Here is a 23,209-nt window from a genome sequence, read left to right as displayed (position 1 = left end):
GAACAAGTTTTTTTCAGTGACGTTAAGCATAAAAACGGCGATTTATGAAGCGTTTGATGAGACGGGTTGAAAGGGAATTAATACAGCAAGAACACCCCTTCGTAGCCGCCAATCTCAATATGAGAAACATAGTCGCCGATGTTACCGTCTTGATCTACAGGTCGCATAGGCTCTGGAAGTGCGATAGTTATCTTCGGTGAGGTGAAATAATCGATATTCTTGCCAAAGAAATCAGTTCGATACAGCACTCGGCCTTTAGTGAATTCGCGGGCTAACACCATCTCCGTAGGACCATGCATCACCACCGTATCGTCTGAGCGATACGCAAAGTACGTATGGGTTGGTAACAAATCGATAGAGCCATTGGGCAAGTCAGGATGAGCCACTTTGCTCATAGAAGCATCTCCAATGACTGTGTAATCGGCAGGATAGGGCGTACTGGTGGACATCATTACCGGAGTCGCCTGATATCCCTCTGGTATTTGATTGGCAGGCTCTCCCAAATCAACGGCAAGCAAGGTGCTAGGTTGATAAGCAATATTCATTGGTACGCCTGCCTTCCAGAAGTTGTCACTTGTTGTGTTATTACTTCCATATAAGTAGCCATTGTTCCACTGATTAAAGTAACTGCGCTCAGGGTGATAGTTTAAGTAGAACACTGCTAGTGCAGAGTATTGGTCCTGTTTCCAATTGTCTTCTGTGTTCCCAAAGTATTGAACGCGACCATAACGCGTTGTCGCTTGATAAATCACTTTCTGGCCAGCTTTGGCGAGTGCAGCGTTATCCCAAAACTTAGCTAACCCAGCATAGCCACTAAAGCCGGTAGAAGGGAAAAGGTAGTGCTCGCGCAAGTACAAGGAGCCAGCGTTAACCAAGTGGTTTTGCCCATTACGACCGAATAAGTTTGCCGTACCTATGTTGAGGCCAATTAACGCATCTTCATCCAGCGTTGCCAGTTTATTCAAGAACGCCGAGAATTGCGCTTTGTACGCATCGTCAGCAGCTTGGCTACCCGCCACCAAACCAAGCTCATCCACTGTGCCTCCGGAATATATGTAGAACTGATTTGCACCGAGTAACTTATTCGTATCGTCGTTGTACGCACCATTTAAACCTTGTTTCGCCCATTCAGCTTGGTAATAGTGGCGCATTGTATTGGTAAAAACGGGATTACCGAGATTGGTCAATGCCCATGAAGAGGTTTGATTCCACATACGACCAAATGGAATAACCCGTGACTCCCAACGAAATCGTGCCGTTGCATTCTTATTCGAACGGTTTTTGTATTCATTCCAAGAAAGATAATTGTCTTGGTTTCGATCTGCAGATTTGTCGAAGCCACGAATTTTACGCCAGCGTTGAATGGTTTGACCTTCAGGTGTCTCCGTTGGTGCTCCTGAGATATTGACGGCAGGGAAGCTATCTTTGAGTTGAATGTTTTCGAGACGTGGGCGGTTTTCTATGTTGTCGTCATGCCAAGTAATTTTCGCAACGTAAAGGCGGCCGCCGTCGCGTAAAAAGGTGGAGCCAAAGTACTGACCGCCACCATAAGTTTTTCCGCTACCATCATGCGTTGTAGCGCGAACCCAATCCAAAGGAACAGACCAGCTTACTGTTTGGTTTTTAGTCATGTTCTCAGTTTTGTCTTTTTTAATCGCGAAGATTTTCCATTCAGTTACCCGACCAAACGAGTCGATAGCAGAAGGGTATTCAATCGTGAAGCTGCCGCCTTGAGCAAACTGAGAAAACGTAAAGGCTAAGCGGTCGAACTTCTCTGAGTGATAGACATAGAGGGCTCCACCATTATTCGCCTGACCGAATACATCAGCATCCCATGGCGGTGGTTGATATAGCCAAAAACCGGCGTGGTCAGCGCTGGCGGTATAGCCAACGATCATCGGTTTTCGATTGAGTAGAGTATTCTCGCCATGGCTTGAGTTGACTTCAGCTAGGATAGTGTCTTCAGAAAAGTGGAGAAAGAAATCTTCGTAGTCAATTCCACTCAGTTCTGCGTGATTACGGATGTCGTTTTCAAGCCAGCTTGAGTTCATGTCGAGTTTTTGGTTGTACATGTAACCAAGTGCTTGTACACGCTCATTATGACTTTTACTTTCGTAAGCGCCGAATACGATATCAGCATGATCCAGTTCCCATTCACGTGTAGCCACAGCAGAGATAGGCTTATCATGAAGATCAATACCCTGTTCATGCAATCCAGGTAACACGATTGCTGTTCTACTCCAAACGCTGGGTATAGAAAGTAAGCTCAGAGAAGCAAGTGCAATGAGAGAAAAACAATGCGACTTCAACATGGGGTTATCTCACTCATACTTAGATGACTCGAATTAAGGGCCAGAATACAAAGAGAAATTATAGTCCATTCACAAAGTCCTAATCAGGAACCCGCCGATAGAAGGCTTTACCGGAAATCGAGGGGGGAAGCCCGGCAAAATGAGAAGGTCTGCGTCGGGTGTAGTACGTTCAAAGACTCAAAATTCCGTCTACACAAGCACAAAAGTAACCAGAATTTTAACCTTGTTTCGATTGCCATCATATTGTTGGATTTTCATCAACAACTTCAGTTAAAACCAACTGATTAAACCAGTCATATTCTCTGTTGTATTGATTGCTTATCATACAAAAATTTAACAAAATTAATTTTTATACATTTTTATTGCATAAAAAATCCTTTTGAGTAATATAAATGCCAAGTGACAATTAATGCGGTATGTCAGCATGACTATTCAGGTAAGCGGAATCAATAAATCCTACGGTGAGACACAAGTGCTTCACGATGTCAGCTTTAAGTGTGAAAGCGGCGAAACACTGGTGTTACTTGGTCCAAGTGGTGCAGGGAAGAGCTCTCTACTACGTGTTCTTAACCTTCTTGAAGGAGCGGATAACGGCCAGTTAAACATCGCTAATGACGCATTCGACTTTTCAACTGAAATCAAAGAGAAGCAAGGTTTAGCGCTTCGTCGTAAAGTGGGCATGGTGTTCCAACAGTACAACCTATGGCCGCATATGACAGTGATGGAGAACCTGATTGAGGCTCCGGTAAAAGTCGCTGGCATGGATAAAGAAGAAGCGAAGAAGCAGGCAATGCAAATTCTTGCGACGCTGCATTTGGCAGACAAAGCGGATGCATGGCCGATGCAACTTTCTGGTGGTCAGCAACAACGTGTGGCGATTGCTCGTGCATTGATGATGAAACCGGAAGTCTTGCTTTTTGATGAACCGACCGCTGCGCTTGATCCGGAAATTACTAACCAAGTCGTTAAGATTATTAAAGATTTAAGCGAAACCGGAATTACACAAGTAGTTGTGACGCACGAAGTGGATTTCGCCAAGAAAATCGCTAGCCACGTACTGTATTTAGAAAAAGGACACATCGTTGAGCACGGCACAAATGATTCGTTTTCTAACCCGCAAACCGCCCAGTTTGCTGACTACTTAAATCACTAAATCACGTTTTTAAAGTTCAGTCTATTTAACAGATAAGCTCGGCTGTCATTGCGAGTGTCAGCCCACTAAGTACACACGGAGTATTGCAATGAAAAAGATTCTACTAGCTTCACTAATCGGACTTGTCTCAGCGAATGCAGCAGCACAAGAAGAGATCAAATTTGCGATGGAAGCGACGTACGCCCCATTCGAATACATGGATGAAAACAACCAAATCCAAGGTTTTGATGTGGATCTGGCGAATGCACTATGTAAAGAAATCGAAGCAAAATGCACCTTCCACAACCAATCTTTTGACAGCCTGATCCCAGCATTAAAATTCAAGCGCTACGATGCGGCAATCTCTGCAATGGACATTACTGAGGCGCGTTTGGAGCAAGTGAATTTCACGAATGCATACTATGACAACTCAGCAGCGTTTGTTTCTATCAAAGAAAAAGTGGCTGATCAAAAAGCACTAGAAGGTAAGCGTGTTGGTGTTCAAAACGGTTCAACACACCAAAGCTACCTGATTGAGCAAATGCCGGGCGTAACCGCGGTTCCTTACTCAAGCTACCAAGACGCGTTCATCGATATGAAAAATGGCCGTATTGATTCTGTATTCGGTGACACAGCAGTCGTAGCAGAATGGTTCAAGAAAGAAGACAACCTAGCTTACGTGGGTGAGCACGTCACTAACCCTAAATACTTCGGTAACGGTTTCGGTATCGCAGTAAATAAAGGTAACGACGAGCTAGTGAACAAGCTGAACACAGCACTGAAAACAGTGAAAGCAAACGGCGAATACGACGTAATCTACAACAAATACTTCGGTAAGTAATATGGCACTAACGGGTTACTCTTTATCGCTTGTTCAAGCTAGTTGGATGACTGTCCAGCTAGCCTTCACAAGCCTCTTAGTCGGTTTGATTCTGGCAGTGGTATTCGCCAGTGGTGAAATGTCTCGCCGCGTTTTCGTTAAATGGCCAATGACGGCGTTTGTGACGATTGTACGCGGTTTGCCAGAAATCCTTGTCGTGTTGTTTATCTATTTTGGTTCGACGCAGGTTCTGTTTTTAATCACCGGCGACTTTATAGAGGTTAGCCCGTTCTTGTCTGGCGTGGTGGCGTTGTCATTGATCTTCGCTTCCTATGCTTCTCAAACTCTACGTGGCGCATTGAAAGCCGTTGGAAGAGGGCAGAGAGAAGCAGCAAGTGCACTCGGCATCAGTCAAGCACACGCTTTTGTTCGCATTGTTTTGCCACAAGCAGTAAGACACGCACTACCAGGTTTAACTAACCAATGGTTGGTTTTGCTGAAAGATACCGCACTTGTATCACTGATTGGCGTAACGGATTTGTTGAAGCAAGCGCAGCTAACATCTGCAGCGACGCATGAAGCGTTTACATGGTACGCGACCGCTGCGGCGATTTACTTAGGCATTACTTTGATTACACAACGTGCCGTCAAACTGATTGATAAGAAGTTCTCAATTCAAGGTATGAGCATGGGACAGGAGGCAACCGCATGAACGAACAACACGTTTGGCAAATGCTGGATGGCTTAGGCACTAGCCTCCAATTGACCGCTGCTTCCTTGGTTGTGGGCTGCCTCTTAGCTTTGATGATGACGCTGACTCTGATCCTACGTACTCCGGGTTTGCATTGGGTAAGTCGTGGCATCATCACCTTGTTTACTGGTACACCTTTGTTGGTACAGATCTTTTTGGTGTACTACGGTCCTGGTCAGTTTGACGCAGTAAGAGAAAGTGTATTCTGGACATGGTTAAGCCAACCTTGGTTCTGTGCGATGTTGGCGTTAGCGTTGAATACCGCTGCATACAGCACTCAGTTGTTCAAAGGAGCGTTTAACGCGATTCCTTCCGGTCAATGGCAAGCGTGTCGTGCTCTGGGTATGAACAAAACCGCAACGCTAAAAGTGCTGCTACCATACGCTATTCGTCGTGCTGTTCCTGCTTACTCGAACGAAGTGATTTTGGTCTTCAAAGGCACGTCACTAGCAAGCACGATTACGATCATGGATCTGATGGGTTACGCGCAGCGCATTAACGCACAAACTTACGATACGTTGACTGTATTTGGTATTGCGGGCGCATTTTATTTAACGGTAAATGGTGTGCTAACTCTTATTTTCCGTCAGGTAGAGAAGAAAGCATTGGCGTTCGAAGCCGCATAAACCTTCAATCAACACTCATCATCTCGTTCCACAGTGCCTTTGCAAATGACTCTCTTGCAGGGGCATTTTTTATATTCGTTATGGCAAATCCCTCAAGTTCCACCAAACTTAATTCAATGCAATTGTATTGGTGGCACCATGGAAAGAAGACACTTTTTAGCGCTGTGGACATTGTTGTTCGCCCCCTCTTTAAAAGCGACGACACCAATGCGGCCGACGCCAGCACAAACAGAAGGGCCATTTTATCCAGCAGTGGATATTCCTCTTCGTCAAAACTTGATTCTGCAATCAGAAGGCTTGGTCGGTGAACCTATCGTGTTGCAAGGTAAAGTCGTAGATACATCGGGAAACCCTGTCTCGGGTATCAAAGTAGAAATCTGGCAATGCGATGGGCAGGGGATTTACGATCATCCTAAGCAGCCAAATAATGATAAGTTTGATGCTCACTTTGCAGGTTTTGGCGCGGTAGAAACTCAATCGGATGGTCGCTACTTATTCCAGACTTTGTACCCCGTGCCTTATGCCTCTCGTCCACCGCACATTCACGTTAAGTTGTGGCGGGATAACCAAGAGCTTCTGACCACTCAGTTGTACTTAAAAGGCAATACTGGTGATGAATGGTGGGGTGGCAAAGCCCGAGATTATCTACAGTTTGAAACCATACGAACCGACGGGCGATTAACTGGCCAATTTAACTTTGTGATTGGCTAGCTAATCCGGTTAAGCCATTAACTCAACCAATTGCGCCAAGCATTCTTTATCCAGTATCGGATGAGGCTCGACGCCCGTGACCAAAACGATATCCACGGAAGGTAGCGATGGCATATCGTCTAAGATCTTAAGATCCTCGCTAACGCTAATACTGCCCATCGCACCGATAGCCATGCCTGAACGTACAATTGCTCGTTGTGCAGAAGCCGTATTGCAACATGCCAGTAGTTGATAAGGAGCGCCACGTTTGGTTAATCCGTCTACTGCTGCCGCATGGTATTTACAGTCGGTTTGGAATAGGGCGAGAGGGAGAGGTTGGGCGTTCTCAATGTCAAAATCAGGATGAGCAATCCACACGCCTTTGTCGCTCGCTAGCCAATAACCTTCTTCACTATCCGGTGCTCTTGTCACAATAGCGGCGTCTAGCTTTCCTTCATCGAGTTTCTCTCTCAAGGTGATGCTTGGCTCACTGAAGACTTGAATTGAACATGTGGGCTCAGATTGCTGTAATACGCGGATGACTTTAGGCAAGATATTGTCGTTGTAATCCTCTGGGCAACCTAAGCGAAGAGGGCGCTTGTTTTCATAGCGCCTCACTTGTTTCAGTGCTTGATTGTGCAAGCTAACCAATTGCTCTGCGTGAGAGCGTAGTGCTAATCCCGCTTCACTTAAGACAAGATTGCGACCTTCTTTTTCAAACAAACTGACGCTGAGTTCGTCTTCTAGCTTACGCATTTGCGCACTGAACGCGGATTGGGTGCGATTGATCTGCTTGGCTGCACGAGTGAAACTTCCCGTTTCGACAAAAGCCAGAAAGCTGCGTAACGCATCGATATCCATATCTAAAACTCATCCATCGTTTTTGTTGAAGTGTTCCATCAAAACTATCCGTTAGTCCCCTTAAATACAATCAGATATTGTGAATGGGTACTCAAAACACGAACCGCATGGAGGCGTCATGAAACTGTTTATTGCTAATCAAAACTACTCAAGCTGGTCACTTCGCGCATGGCTGATCTTTTCTCAATTCAAACTAGATGTCGAAGTCACCAAGCTCAAATTATTCACAGAAGATTTTTATAAGACCTTGGAAGGTATTACACCAACCGCGAAAGTACCTACCTTGGTGGATGGTGACGCAACCGTGTGGGATTCATTAGCGATTTTGGAATACGTTAACGAGCAATATTTACAAGGTAAAGCTTGGCCAAGCAACTCCGCAGAACGAGCTAAAGCACGCGCCATTGCATCAGAAATGCATTCGGGTTTCTTTGATTTAAGAAACGAACTCCCAATGAACATCCGCGCACGCAGAAAAGTCGATCTAACGGATGGTGCGCGTAAGGATATTGCGCGTATTGATGCCATTTGGGCTGAGCAAGCCAAACTGTATCCCAACGGTTGGCTATTTGGAGAATGGTCGATAGCTGATGCTATGTATGCACCTGTGGCATTGCGTTTCCAAACTTACGGTATCGAGTTATCGGAAGGTGCCAAAGCTTACCAACAGAAGGTGCTAGCAAGTGAATCTTTACAGCAATGGTTGGAAGAGGCGAGCCAAGAAACGGATATCGTAGAAGAGGACGAGGCAGGGGAAGAAGTATAAGCGCATCTTGCGATCGCCTGTAGCAAGGGAAAGCATGACAAAGCACGCTTTCCTCTTCTAGGATGGTTGTCGTTTCCGGCGCGTTTAAGCTAGGTGTTCAACAATCGCTTTGCCTACGCCGTGTGCGCTCGTTGGGTTTTGACCTGTGATGACACGATCATCCACAATTACAAACTCTTGCCATGGTTGCACTTTAGAGTAGCGCGCTGCGCTGCGTGCAAGAGATTCTTCCAATAGGAATGGGATATCGTTGATGGTGCCGAAGTCGATCTCTTCTTCACGAGTGAAGCCTGTTACTGATTTAGACGAAAGTAGCTTTTCGCCATTGCTAAGCGTGATAGGGAGAAGAGCGCCCGGACCGTGACAAACTGCTGCAACAATACCGCCATCTTCATAGTGTTTTGCAGAAATCTTGGCAAAATCTTCGTTGCTCGCTAGGTCTGAAAGAAGACCAAAACCACCCGGATAGAAGATCGCATCATAGTTGTCACCGTTGATTTGTGACACTGGAATCGTGTTGTTGATGCGGTTCTGGAAATCATCATCCGCTAAGATTTTCTCGTTGACTGCGTCGCCTTCGATGTCGGTTCCGTACAGTGGTGCTTGCCCGCCTTTGATAGAGGCAATGTCGTAATCGAAGCCTGCATCTATTAGTTCGCTAAGCGCATGAGTGAGCTCTGGCGCGTAAGTTCCGTTTGCTTGGTCAGTTTCACCAAGGGTCGCATGGTTCGTCACAATGATGAGTACTTTCTTCATGATGGTTTCCTTTTTGGCTTACGTGTATTTGTTGAACACCTTCATACTAATTGCTAAACAAATAAGTGATAATACGATTAATTGGCAAAACATTATTGCTATATAGCAAAGGTAAGTATGGACAGTTTTGAAGGCATCAATGAGTTTGTTACGGTTGCTGAGAGCTTAGGGTTTTCTGCAGCGGCAAAACAGTTAGGTTGCAGTACCAGTCATGTCAGTCGCCAAGTCACAAGATTAGAAGAGCGATTAGGTGTCGCTTTGTTAGCCCGTTCGACAAGAATGGTGAGTCTAACGGAAGCGGGGCAAGCGTATTATCAGCAGTGTAAAGAATTGGTGATTGGGCTTCAGCAAGCCAATGAACAGCTCACCACGCAGCAAACTCAGTTGAGTGGTACGTTACGCGTGAGTGCCGCTGGTGCGTTTTCTGAGAACCATGTAGCGCCTGCCTTGATGGCGTTTGCCAAGCAACATCCTAATCTCACGGTTGAAATTAACTTCAACACCAGCATGGTCAACTTTATTGAAGATGGTTTCGATTTTGCCATTCGTTACGGCAGGTTGAGTGATTCAGGCTTGGTTGCGAGAAAGCTGGTGGATCGTCCCATGGCAGCGGCAGCCAGTCAGCGTTATCTCGATGAACATGGTTTACCAACGCACCCAGAGCAACTCAAGCGTCATAGCTGCATTATTGCCAATAAGGACGTTTGGTTGTTTGAAAAAGACGGCAAGCCTTTAGATGGCGTAAAAGTGCAGGGCAGATGGAAGAGCAATAACGCACACACGGTCTTGCAAGCCTGTGCAGAAGGATTAGGTGTGGCGTACTTACCGAAGAGCAGTTTCAACGATGCTATTTCGTCTGGTCGTTTGGTGCCAATCCTAGAGCCCTATTGGGGAAGTGGTAACAGCAGCTGGATTGTTTATCAGAATCGTCACTTTCTGCCACTACGAGCGCGATTGGCTATCGACTTCTTGCTTGATCATTTTGCCGATTGGCAGGAGTAATGAGGCTCTGCCAATCGGTTTGTTTATCCATTTGTTAGATCGTCAACATACTAACGTATCTACATGTTTTGATAGCTCGGTCCACCGCCGCCTTCTGGTGCTTTCCATGTGATGTTTTGCGAAGGATCTTTGATGTCACAGGTTTTGCAATGAACGCAGTTGGCGGCATTTATCTGAAACTTCAACTTATTGTCCACTTCCACCACTTCGTAAACCCCAGCGGGGCAATAGCGCTGACTCGGTTCGTCATACATACCTAAATTCACATCAATTGGAATGTGAGGGTAAGTCAGAACAAGGTGACAAGGTTGATTCTCTTCGTGCTGTGTTCCCGACAAAAATACCGACGAAGGCTTATCAAAACTGATTTCACCATCTGGTTTTGGGTATGCAATTGGGTGGCACTCTTGTTTAGGTTTTAACTGCTCATGATCGTGCGAATAGTCCTTGATAGACCAAGGTAACGGCTTCTTAACCAGTGGTTGCCACAGGTTGTGTTCAAAAGTCGAAAGAGCACCGCCCAGTATGCTGCCAAACTTATGAATGTTCGCACCAAAGTTACGCGTTTCAGCGAGTTCGTCATACAACCATGATGATTCAAACAATGACTGGTAGTCTGGCTCAGAAGCTCCAGTTTGTCGGGCCGTATGTACCGCTTCTGCTGCAATGATTCCGGATTTCATTGCTGTGTGGCTGCCTTTAATTTTAGCAACGTTCAAAGTCCCCGCATCACAACCAATCAATAAACCGCCAGGGAATTGCTGTCTCGGCAGAGAGGAAAGCCCACCTTTCGCAATGGCTCTTGCGCCGTAAGCGATGCGCTGAGCACCTTTCAAATGTGGTTCAATAGCAGGATGGTTCTTAAAGCGTTGAAATTCGTCAAACGGACTCAAGTAAGGATTGCTGTAATTCAAGTCGACAATAAGCCCGACGGCGATTTGGTTGTTCTCCATGTGATAGAGAAAACCGCCGCCTGTGGTATTTGTTTCACTCAAGGGCCAGCCAGCGGAGTGGATAACACTGCCAGATACATCCTTGCTGTCAGTGGGTAACTCCCATATCTCTTTTAGGCCAAGCGCGTAGTGCTGTGGTTGCTTTCCTGCGTCTAGGTCGAACCTTTGAATAAGTTCTTTACCCAGATGTCCGCGACAACCTTCAGCAAAAAGGGTGTATTTTGCCCTTAGCTCGATACCTGGTTCAAAGTTAGGTTTGGCCTGGCCGTTCTTGTCTAGTCCCATATCGCTCGTGTTAATGCCTGTCACGGCGCCAGTCTGATCATAATTGATGCTTGCAGCGGCAAAGCTCGGAAAAACTTCCACCCCAAGATTTTCTGCTTGGTTAGCGAGCCAACGGCAAAGGTTGGCAAGGCTAATTACGTAATTATTCTCGCCATTTATCATTGGACGCGGTGTAAGGATGTGAGGAACTCGAATATGGTTTTGTTCAGTAGTAAGATAAAGGAAATCATCTCGTTGAACCGAGGCTGCTAGCGGGGCCTCCATTTCTTTCCAATCGGGGAAAAGCTCATCTAAGGCACTAGTTTCAAAAACAGCGCCAGATAAAATATGCGCGCCCACTTCTGAGCCTTTTTCTACAACGCAAATTGAAAGTGCGTCATCTTCACTGTCTTGGTTGAGTTGAGCTAGCCGACAAGCTGCACTTAAGCCCGCAGGTCCGGCCCCCACGATCACGACATCAAACTCCATGCATTCTCGTTCCATCTCTATGCTTCCTTTCTATTATCGTCATCTGCGTGACAGGTTTTTGGTTTCTATACGGAAAACTATAGCTCAGTTGACGTTAACGTGAAGTGGACTAAGCTCAAGTAATGGATCTGACGTGTTATATGAGGCATGACCATGGAAGACCGACCATTAGCAACACTTGTGCTCGCAGAGCATGACAACCAATCGTTGGCTGTAGGGACGCTGTGTGCAATTAAAGCGGCATTTGAGATTAAGGATGATGATAAATCGCTTCCTGTTTCTGTGTTGCTTATTGGTTATCAGTGCCAATCAGTTTTGGATGAGTTGAATTGTGTTCAGGGTGTTGCAGAAATTATCTGGGTTGATGCGAAGGGATATGAACATGGATTAGCGGAAAATATCGCACCTTTGATCTCACAAGTAGCCAAAAACTACTCACACATTCTTTCTCCTGCCAGTACATTTGGTAAGAATGTGATGCCTCGTGTGGCTGCGTTGCTTAATGTTGGTCAACTTTCTGACGTGATGACAATCGAGTCTATCGATACGGTGATTCGTCCAATTTATGCTGGAAATGCATTGGCGAGAGTCACGTCGAATGACCCCTATAAAGTGATGACCATAAGAAGTACGGCTTTTGATGCCGCAGAGCTATCTGACACACCAGTTGTCCCTAAGCTTACTCAAGTCGACACGGTGATTATCAATAAACTTAGTGAGTTTGTTTCGCAACAAACGCCAGAAAGTGAGCGACCAGAATTGTCAGCGGCTAGAGTAGTAGTGTCGGGTGGTCGTGCATTCGGGAGTAAAGAGAAGTTTGTTTTAGTAGAACAATTGGCTGACAAGCTAGGTGGAGCGGTAGGGGCGTCACGAGCGGCGGTCGATGCGGGCTATGTGTCTAATGACCATCAAGTCGGGCAAACCGGCAAAATTGTTGCACCGGAGTTATACATTGCCGTCGGAATTTCTGGCGCGATCCAGCATTTGGCGGGAATGAAAGATTCCAAGGTGATTGTTGCAATTAATAGCGATCCTGATGCGCCTATTTTTGACATTGCAGATTATGGATTGGTCGACGATTTGTTTGTGGTAATGCCTGAGCTGTTAGAGAAGCTGTAGATATAGTCTTGCTTCCTAAAACAAAAGGCTTCCGGACTGGAAGCCTTTATCATTTGATTTTTATAAGTTACTTTTCGCTCGGACGTTGCAGGTGCTCTGCAAGTACTTTCGTAAACCTTGCAGCTTCACCACCAGTACAAGCGCGATGATCAAACGTTACGGATAGCGGCATTGCTTTCACCGAAATTGCCTGACCATTTCTTATCACAACTCGGTCGAGTATTCGGCCCGCGCCGACAATAGCGACTTGTGGCGGTGTGACGACAGGTGTCGCGTAAATACCGGCAATCGCGCCGAAGTTGGAAAGCGTAATCGTCGCGTGTTGCAATTGCTCACGACCGATTTTTCTCTCTCTGATCCCTTCAACGGTTTGATCGAGCCAACGACGAACATCTTGTGGCTCGTATTCATCTGCGTGGCGCAAAACTGGTACGTACAATCCATGACGGCTATCTACTGCAATTCCTACATTGACCGTTGTGTGTACACAGCGTGTCATGGTTTCGGCATCAAACCAAGCGTTTAAAGCAGGCTCTTCTTTACACGCATGAACAATAGCTTGAACAAGGCGGATACTGATATCTTCGTTTGGCAGCCAATCTTCCAACAACGCTTCTTCCGTAATGGTTACGGCTGCAACATGTTCGTGCGATTCGGTCATAGACGATACCATGGTACGTCGAGCGCCTTTCAAAACTTCGGTGCCTGGACGCTGTTTTCCGGCTTCGTCGTAAATATCGGCATCAACGATAAGTCCGTTCGGGCCACTACCTGACACGAGGTTAAGATCTACCCCAAGTTTTTGTGCCAACAAGCGAGCCGAAGGCAGGGCGGTAACGAGGTTACTTTCTGTCGTGTTGTGGTTGCCACCTATCCAGAAATCATCAACGTTTACATGATGCGCTTGGTGAGAAACGCTGCCGACGACGGTTGCGGCGTCAGCAGTGGCTTTTTTCTCTGTCGTTACTTCTCTCCCGGCACCTGTTTCATCAATCTCTAGCAGTAATGCACCAATATTGACGATTTCACCTTCCTCACCATGACGGCTGACCACACGGCCCGAGTAGGGGGCAGGGACGTCGACCGTCGCTTTTGCTGTCTCTACGGTTAAGATCACTTGATCTAATTTAACCATGTCTCCGACATTAACGTGCCATTTGACAATTTCTGACTCAGCGAGACCTTCACCGAGATCGGGTAAATTAAACGTCTTCATTTCCAATCCTCCACGAGTTCGCGCGCCGCGGTCACAATGTCTTCTTCCTGAACCATGAAATAATCTTCGTTACGGTAATAAGGCATAATGGTGTCCATTCCAGTTACTCGTTTAGGTGGGGCTTTAAGTAAGCACATGGCGTGTTCAGCTGTTCGAGCTAATAGCTCAGATCCCACACCACAAGTTTTACTCGCTTCATGAACAACGAGTAAACGTCCAGTTTTTTCTAATGAGCTGAAAATCGTCGCGGTATCAATTGGCTTAATACTCGCCAAATCAATCACCTCGACTTCAATCCCCTGACTAGACAAGGTTTGCGCGGCCTGAAGTGACTCTACGACGCATGCGCCCCAAGTAACGAGCGTGATATCTCGCCCTTTACGTAAGGTGAAGCAGGTGTCGAGTGGGAGTGCTTCGCCGTTATCAACGACTTCAGATTTAACGGTGCGATATATGCGCTTCGGTTCGAAGAACATGACGGGATCATTGCTTCTAATTGCAGCGAGAAGTAAGCCGTATGCGCGTTGTGGAGAAGAAGGAATCACCACTTTAAATCCAGCAGTGTGAGCAAATAGCGCTTCCACGCTTTCTGAGTGGTGTTCCGGAGCGTGGATACCGCCGCCAAATGGCGCACGAAAAACCGCGGGACAAGTGAGCCGACCGCGAGTTCTGTTACGCATTCGAGCTGCGTGGCACATTAAGTGCTCCATCGCAGGAAAAACGAAACCTTGAAACTGAAATTCGGCGACAGGTCGTAATCCTTGCGTTGCCATACCGACCGCAACCCCGCCGATTAAGGCTTCAGCGAGTGGCGTATCGATGACTCGTTTAAGACCAAACTCTTGCTTGAGTCCAACAGTGGCACGAAATACACCACCATTATCGCCCACGTCTTCACCTAGTACGACAACATTGGGGTCTTGTTGCATTTCGTGGTGCAGGGCAAGGTTTACTGCTTCAACCAACGTTAGCTCAGCCATGTCTGCCTCCCTGCATTCTCATTGCCTTGTTGATGAGTTCATCTCTTTGTGCATGAAGCTCTTGAGGTAGCGATTCATACAAATAATCGAAACCGGTTTCTGGTGCTTGTGGCGGTAAGCTCAGATAGCGTTCAACAGCTAACTCTACTTGCTCTTTACAGTAATCTAGCCATTGCTGTTCTTGTTCGTCGCTCCAAGCGCCTTGATTAAGGAGGTACGTTTTAAGACGTGCGATAGGTTCGTATTGCCATGCAGTTTGAACATCATCTTCTTTACGATAACGAGTCGCATCATCGGCCGTAGTGTGGTCACTCAGTCGGTAACTCACCGCTTCGATGAGTGTTGCACCTTTCCCTTTTCTTGCTCTCTCAAGGGCGGTTTTAGTTGCATCATAAACGGCGACGACATCGTTACCATCGACAGTAATACCCGGTATACCTGCACCTTGCGCTTTTTCTGATAAGAAATCGGCGGCACATTGGAGACTACGCGGCACTGAAATTGCCCACTGGTTATTGTTTACGACGAAAACAAGTGGAATATTCCAAGTACCTGCGCAGTTTATTGACTCAAGAAAGTCCCCTTTGGATGTACCACCATCGCCGCACATCACTAGCGCAGCTTCATGGTTACCTTGAATTTTTAGCGCGGAAGCCACCCCGACAGCATGCGTACATTGCGTCGCTATGGGTACACAGTAGGGAAGGTCTCGGCTAGGAACCGGACTGCCTTCAGGAGCAAAATCACTCCCGCGCTCATCGCCACCCCAGTATTGAAGGTTCTTTTCCATGCCAATGCCACGACACCACATCGCAGGCATATCGCGGTAGTAAGGAACAAACACATCATCGGCTTTAAGTGCTCTGCCGACCGCAATGCCTATGGCTTCCGCGCCTAAGTGTGAGGGATAGGTCCCTAGCTTACCGGTGCGTTGCAAGGCAACTGCTTTGTTGTCGTAAGTGCGAGTTAATACCATGTCTCGGTAAAACCCGACCAATGTTTCAGTGTCAGCCCAGTTGGGTAGTTGGCCGACTAGGTCCCCACGATGGTCGATAAACCGATGCATGGGTAATGCCTGAACGTTCATCTCAAGCTCCTTTTGACGCTGCGGGTCTTTTGGACTGCAGCTGTTCATACAAAACCAGAGTTTGTATGGGTACTCAAACTCTGATATCAGCGCAAAGGCCATACCTAAGGTTGCGTGTGCTTTCGATAGCGGTAGGCATCTGTTCGTCCCTTAAACTATTTGTCGATAACATCGCTGCGACTATTTCACCGCAAGATACAGAGAAAGGCTTTTCTGTATCTAACCCTCTAACTAAATCGTGGTATAGCCAGATACAATAAGTGTAAACAAATTGTTAAATTATGCTTCATTTTGACTTTCGATCAGTAGTAAAGTTTTACTTACACCCTGATTTTGCAGAGTAATATGCTGATATTTTGTTGGTGGTATTTTTAAACTCGAATTTAATTACTGGTTAATGAAACATATTTGCAACAAAATTTGGCTGTAAAATTTGACAAAGTGAGTCATTATTAATGAATCAACTCAAACAGTTGCTATATGATGAATTGCAAATTTTTGTTGTGCTCGAAGCCTCGACCTTATGAGAATGCATAACTTCTTCCCAACTGAGTGGAATCAAGGTAGGGTGACGGCATTACAAATGTATACCCTCGGCAGTCCTTGAGCTTATCCAAAGTAGGTGGTGCTCAAGCGGAAGTGATTATGGAGAAGTTATGTACCACGCTCATGTTTATTTTCCCCTAAGAGAACAAGATAAAGCGCAAGCCTTGAACGAGATCATCCGTCAAGAGCGTCAAGATGTGCTGCGTGTGTTTCCATTAGTTGGAAGGTTAGTTGGCCCACACAAAATGCCGATGTTTGAAATTCACCTAGAATCATTGAGTGAAGAGTTCTTGGCGTGGCTTGATACGATTCGAGGCGATTTTTCTGTGCTTATTCACCCAGTAAGCGAAGAAGAGTTGCTCGATCACACAGAACGCGCGATTTGGTTGGGCAGAGAGATTGGTGTATTTGAAGAAAAGTTAGAGAAATAGTTGCTCCTCCCGCCCATGCATGACCGCTTTGAATCCTTCTCTTCTCATTGCGGTCGCAGCTTCTGCTTAACGCCTCATCTTCATTGATGGGTGCGGAATCCCTCTCTTACGCTTTGCTGTAGCTATTTTTGTGCTAAACCTAAAAGTAGGCTTTCGAACTTCACGCACAAAGCGTGAAAATATCGCTGTTTAGCATGCCATTAAATGAATTTTGGTGGTAATAAAACAATAAGTCTTTGATAAATCAAATAGGTATAGCAGGGAAGTGCAGTTTACGGCCCCAACGCCATTGGCAGTGGCGCCGATAATTTCTGAGGGGGAAGGGTATGTTTTCAATACTCTTGGTTATACTTGCACTCTATATATTTTGGCTGTTGTTTCGCAACGGGCCTGAGTTTGCCGGGCGTACCGCCCAAAAAAAACGTGACTGGGTAGGGCCTACCGCCAACAAAGAAGAATGGCGAGGATTTTGTAGGGATGTATTTCAGCCGTTCAGTTCTCAAACGACTTTCTACGCTATTGCTTATTTTGCCAATTACGTAGCAGCAGCGAACGCAATATCTTGGTCAACGATATACGAAGGCGATTATCCGGTCATCATAAGCCGATTTGGTAGCTACTTCATTTTAAGCACGCATGATGCACTGGTCGTAGCTGGGTTTATTGCGCTTGCTTTCTTTATCATTAATTGGCAACTTGCCATGCGCTGCTCCGGTATTCTTAGCCAGTATCTAGTGCGGATTCTTATTATTAATCAAAAGCGCTTTGTCGCGATTAGCTTGGTGTTTTGCAGCTACTTTTCGTACCTACTGACGCTTGGTATATTCTGGCTGTTCCATGATGGGTATTCAATCTGGCATGGATTAATGCTTAGCCCTGTGTTCCTGCTGTTAGCTTTATTGGTAGCGGTTGTTGTGCCATCTGCAAAAAGAGAAAATAGTGTACCTAAGTAATCCCGAGATGGTTTGTTCAGCGGGAATAGTTTGGCTTGTAGACTAGGTAGTGATGTAAAGGACTAGCGAGTCTAAATCACGAAGTGGCAACAAAGTATACGAGCCGAGATCTTTACTTCATCAGGTATTTTTGGGGCGTTTACTTAAGCAAGGTAGGCTGCACTTTTAACTCGATCAGATTATCACGTTCTGGTTTAGCCTTATCGAATGACAAAATAAAGCTGCAATTCGATAACCCTAGACAAGATGATATGTCTTCGTAAAAGGGTGAAGTGTTCGTACTGGGAACTTAGAATTAAAAAACGCGGCCAAAGAATAGCCGCGTTTATTAGAATAAGAGATTTAACTTTCTGTCACAGGTTCAGAGGCTTGTTCAGCGCTTGAATCCACAGCTTTTACAAGTAGTAGACCAACACCTCCGACGATGGCACCACATAGAATAAACACTAAGCGCCCCCATACTGGGTTAGGTAACAGAGCCATAAACATGACACCTATACCTGCGACCGCGATAAGTTTACCCAGCATTTGACGTTGCTTGTTATCGAGTTTTCTCTGTGCCACTGATTCTGCTACAAGAGGCGTTGATAGGTTTTCAAAGAACTTATCGACATCTGCTTGGCGTTTGTCAGTTAGAGGCTTGTAGAATAGAGTCGACAACATGAAGAAGCCACCAGTTAGCGTCATGTGTCCGATTAGACCTATTGCTACTTTCACATCAGACCATTCTCGGCTAGTCAACTCCTCAAGGCCAAACGCCGATGACACCATATCAGCTGTGATAACAAACCCAACAAGGTAGGAAACGATGCCACCCACGACTAGAGTTCCCCAACCGGCCCAGTCTGGAGTTTTCTTGATAAAGAAGCCTAAAAACGCTGGAATTGTCATTGGGAACCCGATGAGCGCACCAACGTACATCATAGTGTCGAATAGACTCAGACCTTTTAGAGAGTTTATAAACTGCGCGATTAGAATAATTGCAACGCCAAATACCGCCGATGTTGCTTTAGAAACTGCGACTAGCTCTTTCTCTGATGCTTGGCCTTTACGAACGATCGGTTCATAAAAGTTCTTTACGAAAATACCTGAATTGCGGTTAAGACCAGAGTCCATAGAGGACATCGTAGCAGCAAACATTGCAGCGACCAGAAGTCCAACCATACCTGCTGGCATGTATTCTTGAACGAAGTATAGGTACGCGAAGTCGCCTGCTTTGTTACCAGCATCTGGATAAGCTGCCGCTAAATCAACACCTTGGCCTGCAATATACCAAGAAGGCATGAACCAAATGAAAACTCCACCCAGCATCAATACACATGCTAGCAAAGCTGCTTTTTTTGCATTTTTAGAGTCTTTTGCAGCTAGGTAACGGTAAGAGTTCAACATATTGTTTGTAATAGAGAACTGCTTAACGAAGATAAAGAACGCCCAAATACTAAAGATGCTTAAGTAGTTCAGGTTGTTACCTGCAACAAAGCTCCCACTTTCTGCGACTGGGAAGTTAGAGATAATTTCAGTAACGCCACCACCTTGAACAATAGCAACGGCCGCACATGTGATCGTTACCGCCATGATGATGACCATTTGCATGAAATCGGAGGCGATAACCGCCCAAGAGCCGCCAGTTACCGACATCGCAAGTACAACTAAACCGGTAATCCAGATGGTTGCTGTCATATCAAAACCAAAAATACCTGAAGCTATAATAGCAAGGGCGTTAAGCCATACACCTGCAGAGACAACACTGTTTGGCATCGAAGACCAAGTAAATACTTGTTCGTTTGTTGTACCAAAACGCATACGAATGGCTTCTATGACAGTTACGACGCGTAACTGACGAAATTTCGGTGCAAAGTAAGCGAAGTTCATGAAGTAACCAAACGCGTTTGCAAGGAAAATAATAGCGACAGCAAAACCATCATTGTAGGCTTTACCAGCGGCGCCAGTAAATGTCCAAGCAGAGAATTGAGTCATAAACGCCGTTGCTCCAACCATCCACCAAAGCATGTTGCCGCCACCTCGGAAGTAGTCGCTTGTAGTACTAGTAAAAGTTCTGAACATCCAACCTATTGCGATTAAGAATAGAAAATAGATGCCCACAATGAGAGTATTGAGTTCCATCTTTAGACCTTTGAAGTAGTTTATTGTCCTAAGTAATAGTAACGTTCGCCCTTCTTATTTGTAGTACAATAACTCAAAACCGTGACCAGTAAGGCGTAATAAACCCTTTAATTAATCATACAAGTGATCGGTGTCAGATATTGCTTTTCTCTGAAGCTGCTAAAAGTGTAGAGTTTAGGTATGGGTTCTATGAATATACTTATAAAGAATCTTAAGTCCTCTAATAAGAATGGACGCGGATTTATGCATATCTGGCAGAGGGATTTAACATCGATTGATGTAGGATTGTTAAAAAAAAGCCCATGCAAGCCTGCACTGCATGGGCCAAACGGTACTAGTACCGCGAGCTGTCGGCTGAAGTTCGCAACAGCGGCTTTACATGATTACTAACCACTACAGATGACGTTCGAGGGGACATCACCTGAATTCGGTTGTTTATGTAACGCTGCTAGATCTTCGACAATCATTGCGCACATGCAATGCTAAGCTCTCTAAAATGTAGTTATGATATGGAGCAACTAATCAGTTTACACTCGCTCTGATGTTGGCAAGTGACAATGGCTATTCGCTGCATTTTGCTAACGTCGCCCCATTAATGATATTGTATTATTAATTAAGGTAAATGCTGATGATACCAAATTGTGACAGAGAACATGTTTAGCAAATAGGCCTGTGATCTGGATGATTACAGGCTAAGCCGATAAAGGGGCCCGACTGTCGCTTTTGTCTGAGGTGCGATACGGGTTTGTTGAACTAATAGTAACTCTGCAGTTGCAATTGCATCTGCAAGTGCATTATGGCCGTTGTAAGCGGGTAACCCGTAACGTTCCCTTGTCGCTGCTAGAGTCACATCTGATTCATCGGAAGCATTGATAGCTCTTTGTAACCTTTTTTCTATTCGCAAAGTGTCTATCCAAATGAGCGGCAACTCTTTTATGTTGAAAACTCGCTGTAAATATTGATTAATAAAGCTAGTTTCGACTATACATCCGTGCGCAACAATAACTTTGTTTTCTGCTGCTTTAAAGAATGTCCGCATTGCTTCATGAATAGAGATTCCATCAGTCAGCATTTGTTGGGTAATATGGTTAACAACTATGGTTTCGGGCTTAATTTTTGAGTCGCTATGTACATAAAGGTGTTGGCTTGTTGCTAAGTCAATATGGTCTTGTCGAATCTCTACCCAGCCCATGGAAAGAATGACTTCTTCCTCACTGTCTAAGCCAGTTGTTTCAAGATCTAGAACGATGAACTCAGTGTCAAAAGCTCGTTGATTTACGTCCAGATTTGGCGAGCGAAGCAGCTTTTTAAGATAAAGAGGGATGTGCTTCTTTTTACAGTGCTTTTGTCTCTGACGATTTTTTCGTGTCAATGGATGAAAGTACTCAAGTAAGCGCTTCATTATCGGCTCCCAAAACGGAGTTTGGCGACTTCTTGTAGATCTGCAATGATGCGGAACGCGTCTTTTAAATGTTGACGTTCAAAACTACCGAACGTATTGGGGTCAATGTGGTTATTTGGCTCATCTCCACTTTTTAGTGCTTCTAATTGATGGGCAAATCGAAACGACAAGATGAATTGATATGCGTTTATTATATTTTTGTACGCGTCATGGCTGAGCAGTCCTTTTTCGTTAGCTGCTTTAAAACGCTCATCAGTTGCAGTGAGGTCACATTCAACTGCCAGACCATAAATCCTTGCAAGATCAATGATTAGATTAATCGCGTATTTTTTTACGTCGAGCGTTTTCTTGTTCTCTCCCGATTTTTGTAATACTAGGCTATTGAATATTCCTAACGGTGGGTTTGTTTTCACCGCATCGTTAACTAACATCGTAAGGAATTCTCTATTAGCGTTGATGTTAGAGTGAAGCTCATCGCGAAGTATCTGTTCAAAGTCTTTGTTTCCATAAACGGTTCGGATTTCTAAAAAGACACTGATATTGAGGAGGCGCTCGTATTCAGGATTTGCCACCCATTTCTTATAGTACTTTTTCCAAACAGAGAGAGGCTGGCACCATTTAGGGGTCGCTGCCATAAACTTCCCTGGACACAATGGATAGTTACATTTATTCAGGCCATTACTTACTATCATTGCTAAATGTTTGAAGTAGATACGGTCGTTATCTGTTGCCGAATCATCTAATACGATGGCGCTATCTTGATCTGACAGCATATGTACTTCTTGGCGAGCATGAGAGCCTGCCACAATCCAAGAGAAGTCACAGGGAGGTGTTCCCAACTTATCAATGGCTATTTGTATTAACCTACGAGTGTACGCATCCATAATCATGGTCATCACTTTACCAATGATTTCTGGTGAAACCCGTCCTTCGACTAATGCTTCAAAAATAGCTTGGCGCTCAGACGTAAAACTAGACAAAGCTTTGACACTGCCAGCATATTTGATCTTTTCAATTAAAAATATTGCTTGGACTCGATGGTTTTGAACCAAGTGCGTTGTTGTCAAAACGCCAACGACGTTATTGTCTCTGACTAGGGGTAAATTTCTTATGTTGTGCTGCATCATAATGGAGGCTGCGTGCAGAACTAAATCGTCAGGATGAATTGTTTTAGGATCAGGCGACATGACTTCGACGACTGGTGTTGAGATGCTTAATCCTTTGGCGATGACTCGCTTTGTCATATCTCGGTCGGTAATCAGTCCAACTATTTTTTTATCACGATAAACGACAGCGCAGGGAGAGCACTTATCGATCATCTCGTTGGCGACTGACTGAATGGATTGCTCAGCGGTTACAATTGCAACTCGACCACTAGCAACTTCCTCTACACGCCGAATAAACAACCCTTTTTCTTTGTTAGACCACACGACATCTAATGCTGACTTTAGCCGTACCTGAGCTTGTGATGCAAAATGTTCAGCACATTCAGGATGAGAAGTGCACAACTTTTTCAGCGCAGCATTTGGAATTACATAAACTAATGAATTTTCGATTGCAATTGCTTTGTATTCTTTCCCGCTTTCGACTTCGTTACCAAGAAAAGTGAAGCCAAACAAATCTTCCGGACCAAGTTTAGCTCTCAATATGCCATCAGATTTACGCTGTTCGATAGAGCCAGTTCTAATAATATAAAGTGACTTTTCGTTCTTAGAAGAACATTGATCAACAACATCCCCCTTGCTTAAATAAGTGATCTTAACAGATGAAGCAAGCTCGCGAAGTGCACCTTTAGGTACCTTGTCAAACGGATCAATCTGGCTGATAAACTGTATGATATTTGGCAGTAGCGAGTCGGTCATAACACAACATTCTCAAAATACATTTGTATTACTATATATCAAAATATTGATGGTGTGCCATAAAGAA

At 45.2% G+C, this 23,209-nt stretch carries 21 protein-coding genes; 11 read left to right on the top strand and 10 right to left on the bottom strand.

All coding sequences use genetic code 11. From position 1 onward, the window contains the following. Nucleotides 1–77: 77 nt before the first annotated feature. Nucleotides 78–2,312 carry a hypothetical protein gene (locus NL626_RS06545; protein ID WP_253657137.1) on the bottom strand — a complete coding sequence of 745 codons (2,235 nt, stop codon included), beginning with the start codon at nt 2,310–2,312 and terminating at the stop codon, nt 78–80. Nucleotides 2,313–2,736: 424 nt separating this feature from the next. On the opposite strand from NL626_RS06545, the gene artP reads away from it, so the two are divergent. The 5 genes from artP (at nt 2,737) to NL626_RS06520 (ending at nt 6,352) form a co-directional block, all read left to right on the top strand. Beyond that, nucleotides 2,737–3,465 (top strand): arginine ABC transporter ATP-binding protein ArtP, encoded by a 729-nt coding sequence (artP, locus tag NL626_RS06540; RefSeq protein ID WP_017634245.1) that lies wholly within the window; start codon nt 2,737–2,739, stop codon nt 3,463–3,465. Between the two features lie 88 nt (nt 3,466–3,553). Then, a complete protein-coding gene (locus tag NL626_RS06535) occupies nt 3,554–4,285 on the top strand; it encodes an arginine ABC transporter substrate-binding protein (protein WP_085568965.1) in 732 nt (243 codons plus the stop codon). Nucleotide 4,286: 1 nt separating this feature from the next. Continuing rightward, nucleotides 4,287–4,976 carry an arginine ABC transporter permease ArtQ gene (artQ, locus tag NL626_RS06530; RefSeq protein ID WP_005388570.1) on the top strand — a complete coding sequence of 230 codons (690 nt, stop codon included), beginning with the start codon at nt 4,287–4,289 and terminating at the stop codon, nt 4,974–4,976. Continuing rightward, on the top strand, nt 4,973–5,641 hold the full coding sequence (gene artM / locus NL626_RS06525) for an arginine ABC transporter permease ArtM (protein ID WP_005388569.1): 669 nt from the start codon (nt 4,973–4,975) through the stop codon (nt 5,639–5,641). The genes artQ and artM overlap by 4 nt, the downstream gene beginning before the upstream one ends. 138 nt (nt 5,642–5,779) lie before the next feature. Beyond that, nucleotides 5,780–6,352 carry a protocatechuate 3,4-dioxygenase gene (locus NL626_RS06520; protein ID WP_253657136.1) on the top strand — a complete coding sequence of 191 codons (573 nt, stop codon included), beginning with the start codon at nt 5,780–5,782 and terminating at the stop codon, nt 6,350–6,352. A gap of 9 nt (nt 6,353–6,361) precedes the next feature. On the opposite strand, the gene NL626_RS06515 is transcribed toward NL626_RS06520, so the two are convergent. Further along, a complete protein-coding gene (locus tag NL626_RS06515) occupies nt 6,362–7,192 on the bottom strand; it encodes a LysR family transcriptional regulator (RefSeq protein ID WP_253657135.1) in 831 nt (276 codons plus the stop codon). A gap of 118 nt (nt 7,193–7,310) precedes the next feature. Between NL626_RS06515 and NL626_RS06510 the strand changes: the two genes are divergently transcribed. Continuing rightward, complete coding sequence (locus tag NL626_RS06510) at nt 7,311–7,958, top strand: glutathione S-transferase family protein (protein ID WP_253657134.1); 648 nt, start codon at nt 7,311–7,313, stop codon at nt 7,956–7,958. An 84-nt stretch (nt 7,959–8,042) separates the two neighbouring features. Here the strand turns inward: NL626_RS06510 and NL626_RS06505 are convergent, their stop codons facing one another. Next, nucleotides 8,043–8,714, bottom strand: a complete 672-nt coding sequence (locus NL626_RS06505) for a type 1 glutamine amidotransferase domain-containing protein (protein WP_253657133.1) — start codon at nt 8,712–8,714, stop codon at nt 8,043–8,045. A 117-nt stretch (nt 8,715–8,831) separates the two neighbouring features. Here NL626_RS06505 and NL626_RS06500 point away from each other — a divergent pair, with 117 nt between their 5' ends. Beyond that, nucleotides 8,832–9,716: a LysR family transcriptional regulator gene (locus NL626_RS06500; RefSeq protein WP_005388553.1), complete on the top strand. Its 885-nt coding sequence runs from the start codon at nt 8,832–8,834 to the stop codon at nt 9,714–9,716. A 59-nt stretch (nt 9,717–9,775) separates the two neighbouring features. Here NL626_RS06500 and NL626_RS06495 read toward each other — a convergent pair whose 3' ends face one another. Beyond that, nucleotides 9,776–11,437 carry an electron transfer flavoprotein-ubiquinone oxidoreductase gene (locus tag NL626_RS06495; RefSeq protein WP_253657132.1) on the bottom strand — a complete coding sequence of 554 codons (1,662 nt, stop codon included), beginning with the start codon at nt 11,435–11,437 and terminating at the stop codon, nt 9,776–9,778. A 138-nt stretch (nt 11,438–11,575) separates the two neighbouring features. On the opposite strand from NL626_RS06495, the gene NL626_RS06490 reads away from it, so the two are divergent. Beyond that, nucleotides 11,576–12,541, top strand: coding sequence for an electron transfer flavoprotein subunit alpha/FixB family protein (locus NL626_RS06490; protein WP_253657131.1), 966 nt, complete (start codon nt 11,576–11,578; stop codon nt 12,539–12,541). A 67-nt stretch (nt 12,542–12,608) separates the two neighbouring features. Here the strand turns inward: NL626_RS06490 and NL626_RS06485 are convergent, their stop codons facing one another. From NL626_RS06485 to pdhA, 3 genes are read right to left on the bottom strand one after another with little or no spacing between them, the layout of a single operon-like run. Continuing rightward, complete coding sequence (locus NL626_RS06485; RefSeq protein WP_253657130.1) at nt 12,609–13,757, bottom strand: dihydrolipoamide acetyltransferase family protein; 1,149 nt, start codon at nt 13,755–13,757, stop codon at nt 12,609–12,611. Next, entirely contained in the window at nt 13,754–14,737 is a 984-nt protein-coding gene (locus tag NL626_RS06480) for an alpha-ketoacid dehydrogenase subunit beta (protein ID WP_017634235.1), read from the bottom strand. The genes NL626_RS06485 and NL626_RS06480 overlap by 4 nt, the downstream gene beginning before the upstream one ends. Next, the gene (pdhA, locus tag NL626_RS06475) at nt 14,730–15,824 is read right to left on the bottom strand and encodes a pyruvate dehydrogenase (acetyl-transferring) E1 component subunit alpha (RefSeq protein ID WP_025998586.1); all 1,095 of its coding nucleotides are present in this window, start codon (nt 15,822–15,824) and stop codon (nt 14,730–14,732) included. Before pdhA ends, NL626_RS06480 begins: the two co-directional genes overlap by 8 nt. A 65-nt stretch (nt 15,825–15,889) precedes the next feature. On the opposite strand from pdhA, the gene NL626_RS06470 reads away from it, so the two are divergent. The 3 genes from NL626_RS06470 (at nt 15,890) to NL626_RS06460 (ending at nt 17,754) form a co-directional block, all read left to right on the top strand. Beyond that, nucleotides 15,890–16,084 (top strand): hypothetical protein, encoded by a 195-nt coding sequence (locus NL626_RS06470; protein WP_127891143.1) that lies wholly within the window; start codon nt 15,890–15,892, stop codon nt 16,082–16,084. Nucleotides 16,085–16,480: 396 nt separating this feature from the next. Beyond that, nucleotides 16,481–16,801, top strand: a complete 321-nt coding sequence (locus tag NL626_RS06465; protein ID WP_005375836.1) for a DOPA 4,5-dioxygenase family protein — start codon at nt 16,481–16,483, stop codon at nt 16,799–16,801. Nucleotides 16,802–17,127: 326 nt separating this feature from the next. Then, nucleotides 17,128–17,754, top strand: a complete 627-nt coding sequence (locus NL626_RS06460; protein ID WP_017634234.1) for a hypothetical protein — start codon at nt 17,128–17,130, stop codon at nt 17,752–17,754. 342 nt (nt 17,755–18,096) lie between these two features. On the opposite strand, the gene NL626_RS06455 is transcribed toward NL626_RS06460, so the two are convergent. From NL626_RS06455 to NL626_RS06445, 3 genes are all read right to left on the bottom strand, one after another. Then, complete coding sequence (locus NL626_RS06455; protein WP_031781211.1) at nt 18,097–19,878, bottom strand: transporter; 1,782 nt, start codon at nt 19,876–19,878, stop codon at nt 18,097–18,099. A 685-nt stretch (nt 19,879–20,563) separates the two neighbouring features. Beyond that, nucleotides 20,564–21,280 carry a 3'-5' exonuclease gene (locus NL626_RS06450; RefSeq protein WP_253657129.1) on the bottom strand — a complete coding sequence of 239 codons (717 nt, stop codon included), beginning with the start codon at nt 21,278–21,280 and terminating at the stop codon, nt 20,564–20,566. Continuing rightward, complete coding sequence (locus NL626_RS06445) at nt 21,280–23,142, bottom strand: putative nucleotidyltransferase substrate binding domain-containing protein (RefSeq protein WP_132936392.1); 1,863 nt, start codon at nt 23,140–23,142, stop codon at nt 21,280–21,282. The genes NL626_RS06450 and NL626_RS06445 overlap by 1 nt, the downstream gene beginning before the upstream one ends. Nucleotides 23,143–23,209: the final 67 nt, after the last annotated feature.

This window comes from Vibrio sp. Y58_MX_L22 (assembly GCF_024181865.1).
GTDB classification, from domain to species: Bacteria; Pseudomonadota; Gammaproteobacteria; order Enterobacterales; family Vibrionaceae; genus Vibrio; species Vibrio alginolyticus.
The sequence above is the reverse complement of the archived record's forward strand: the minus strand, read 5'-3'. Positions and strand labels throughout refer to the sequence as shown.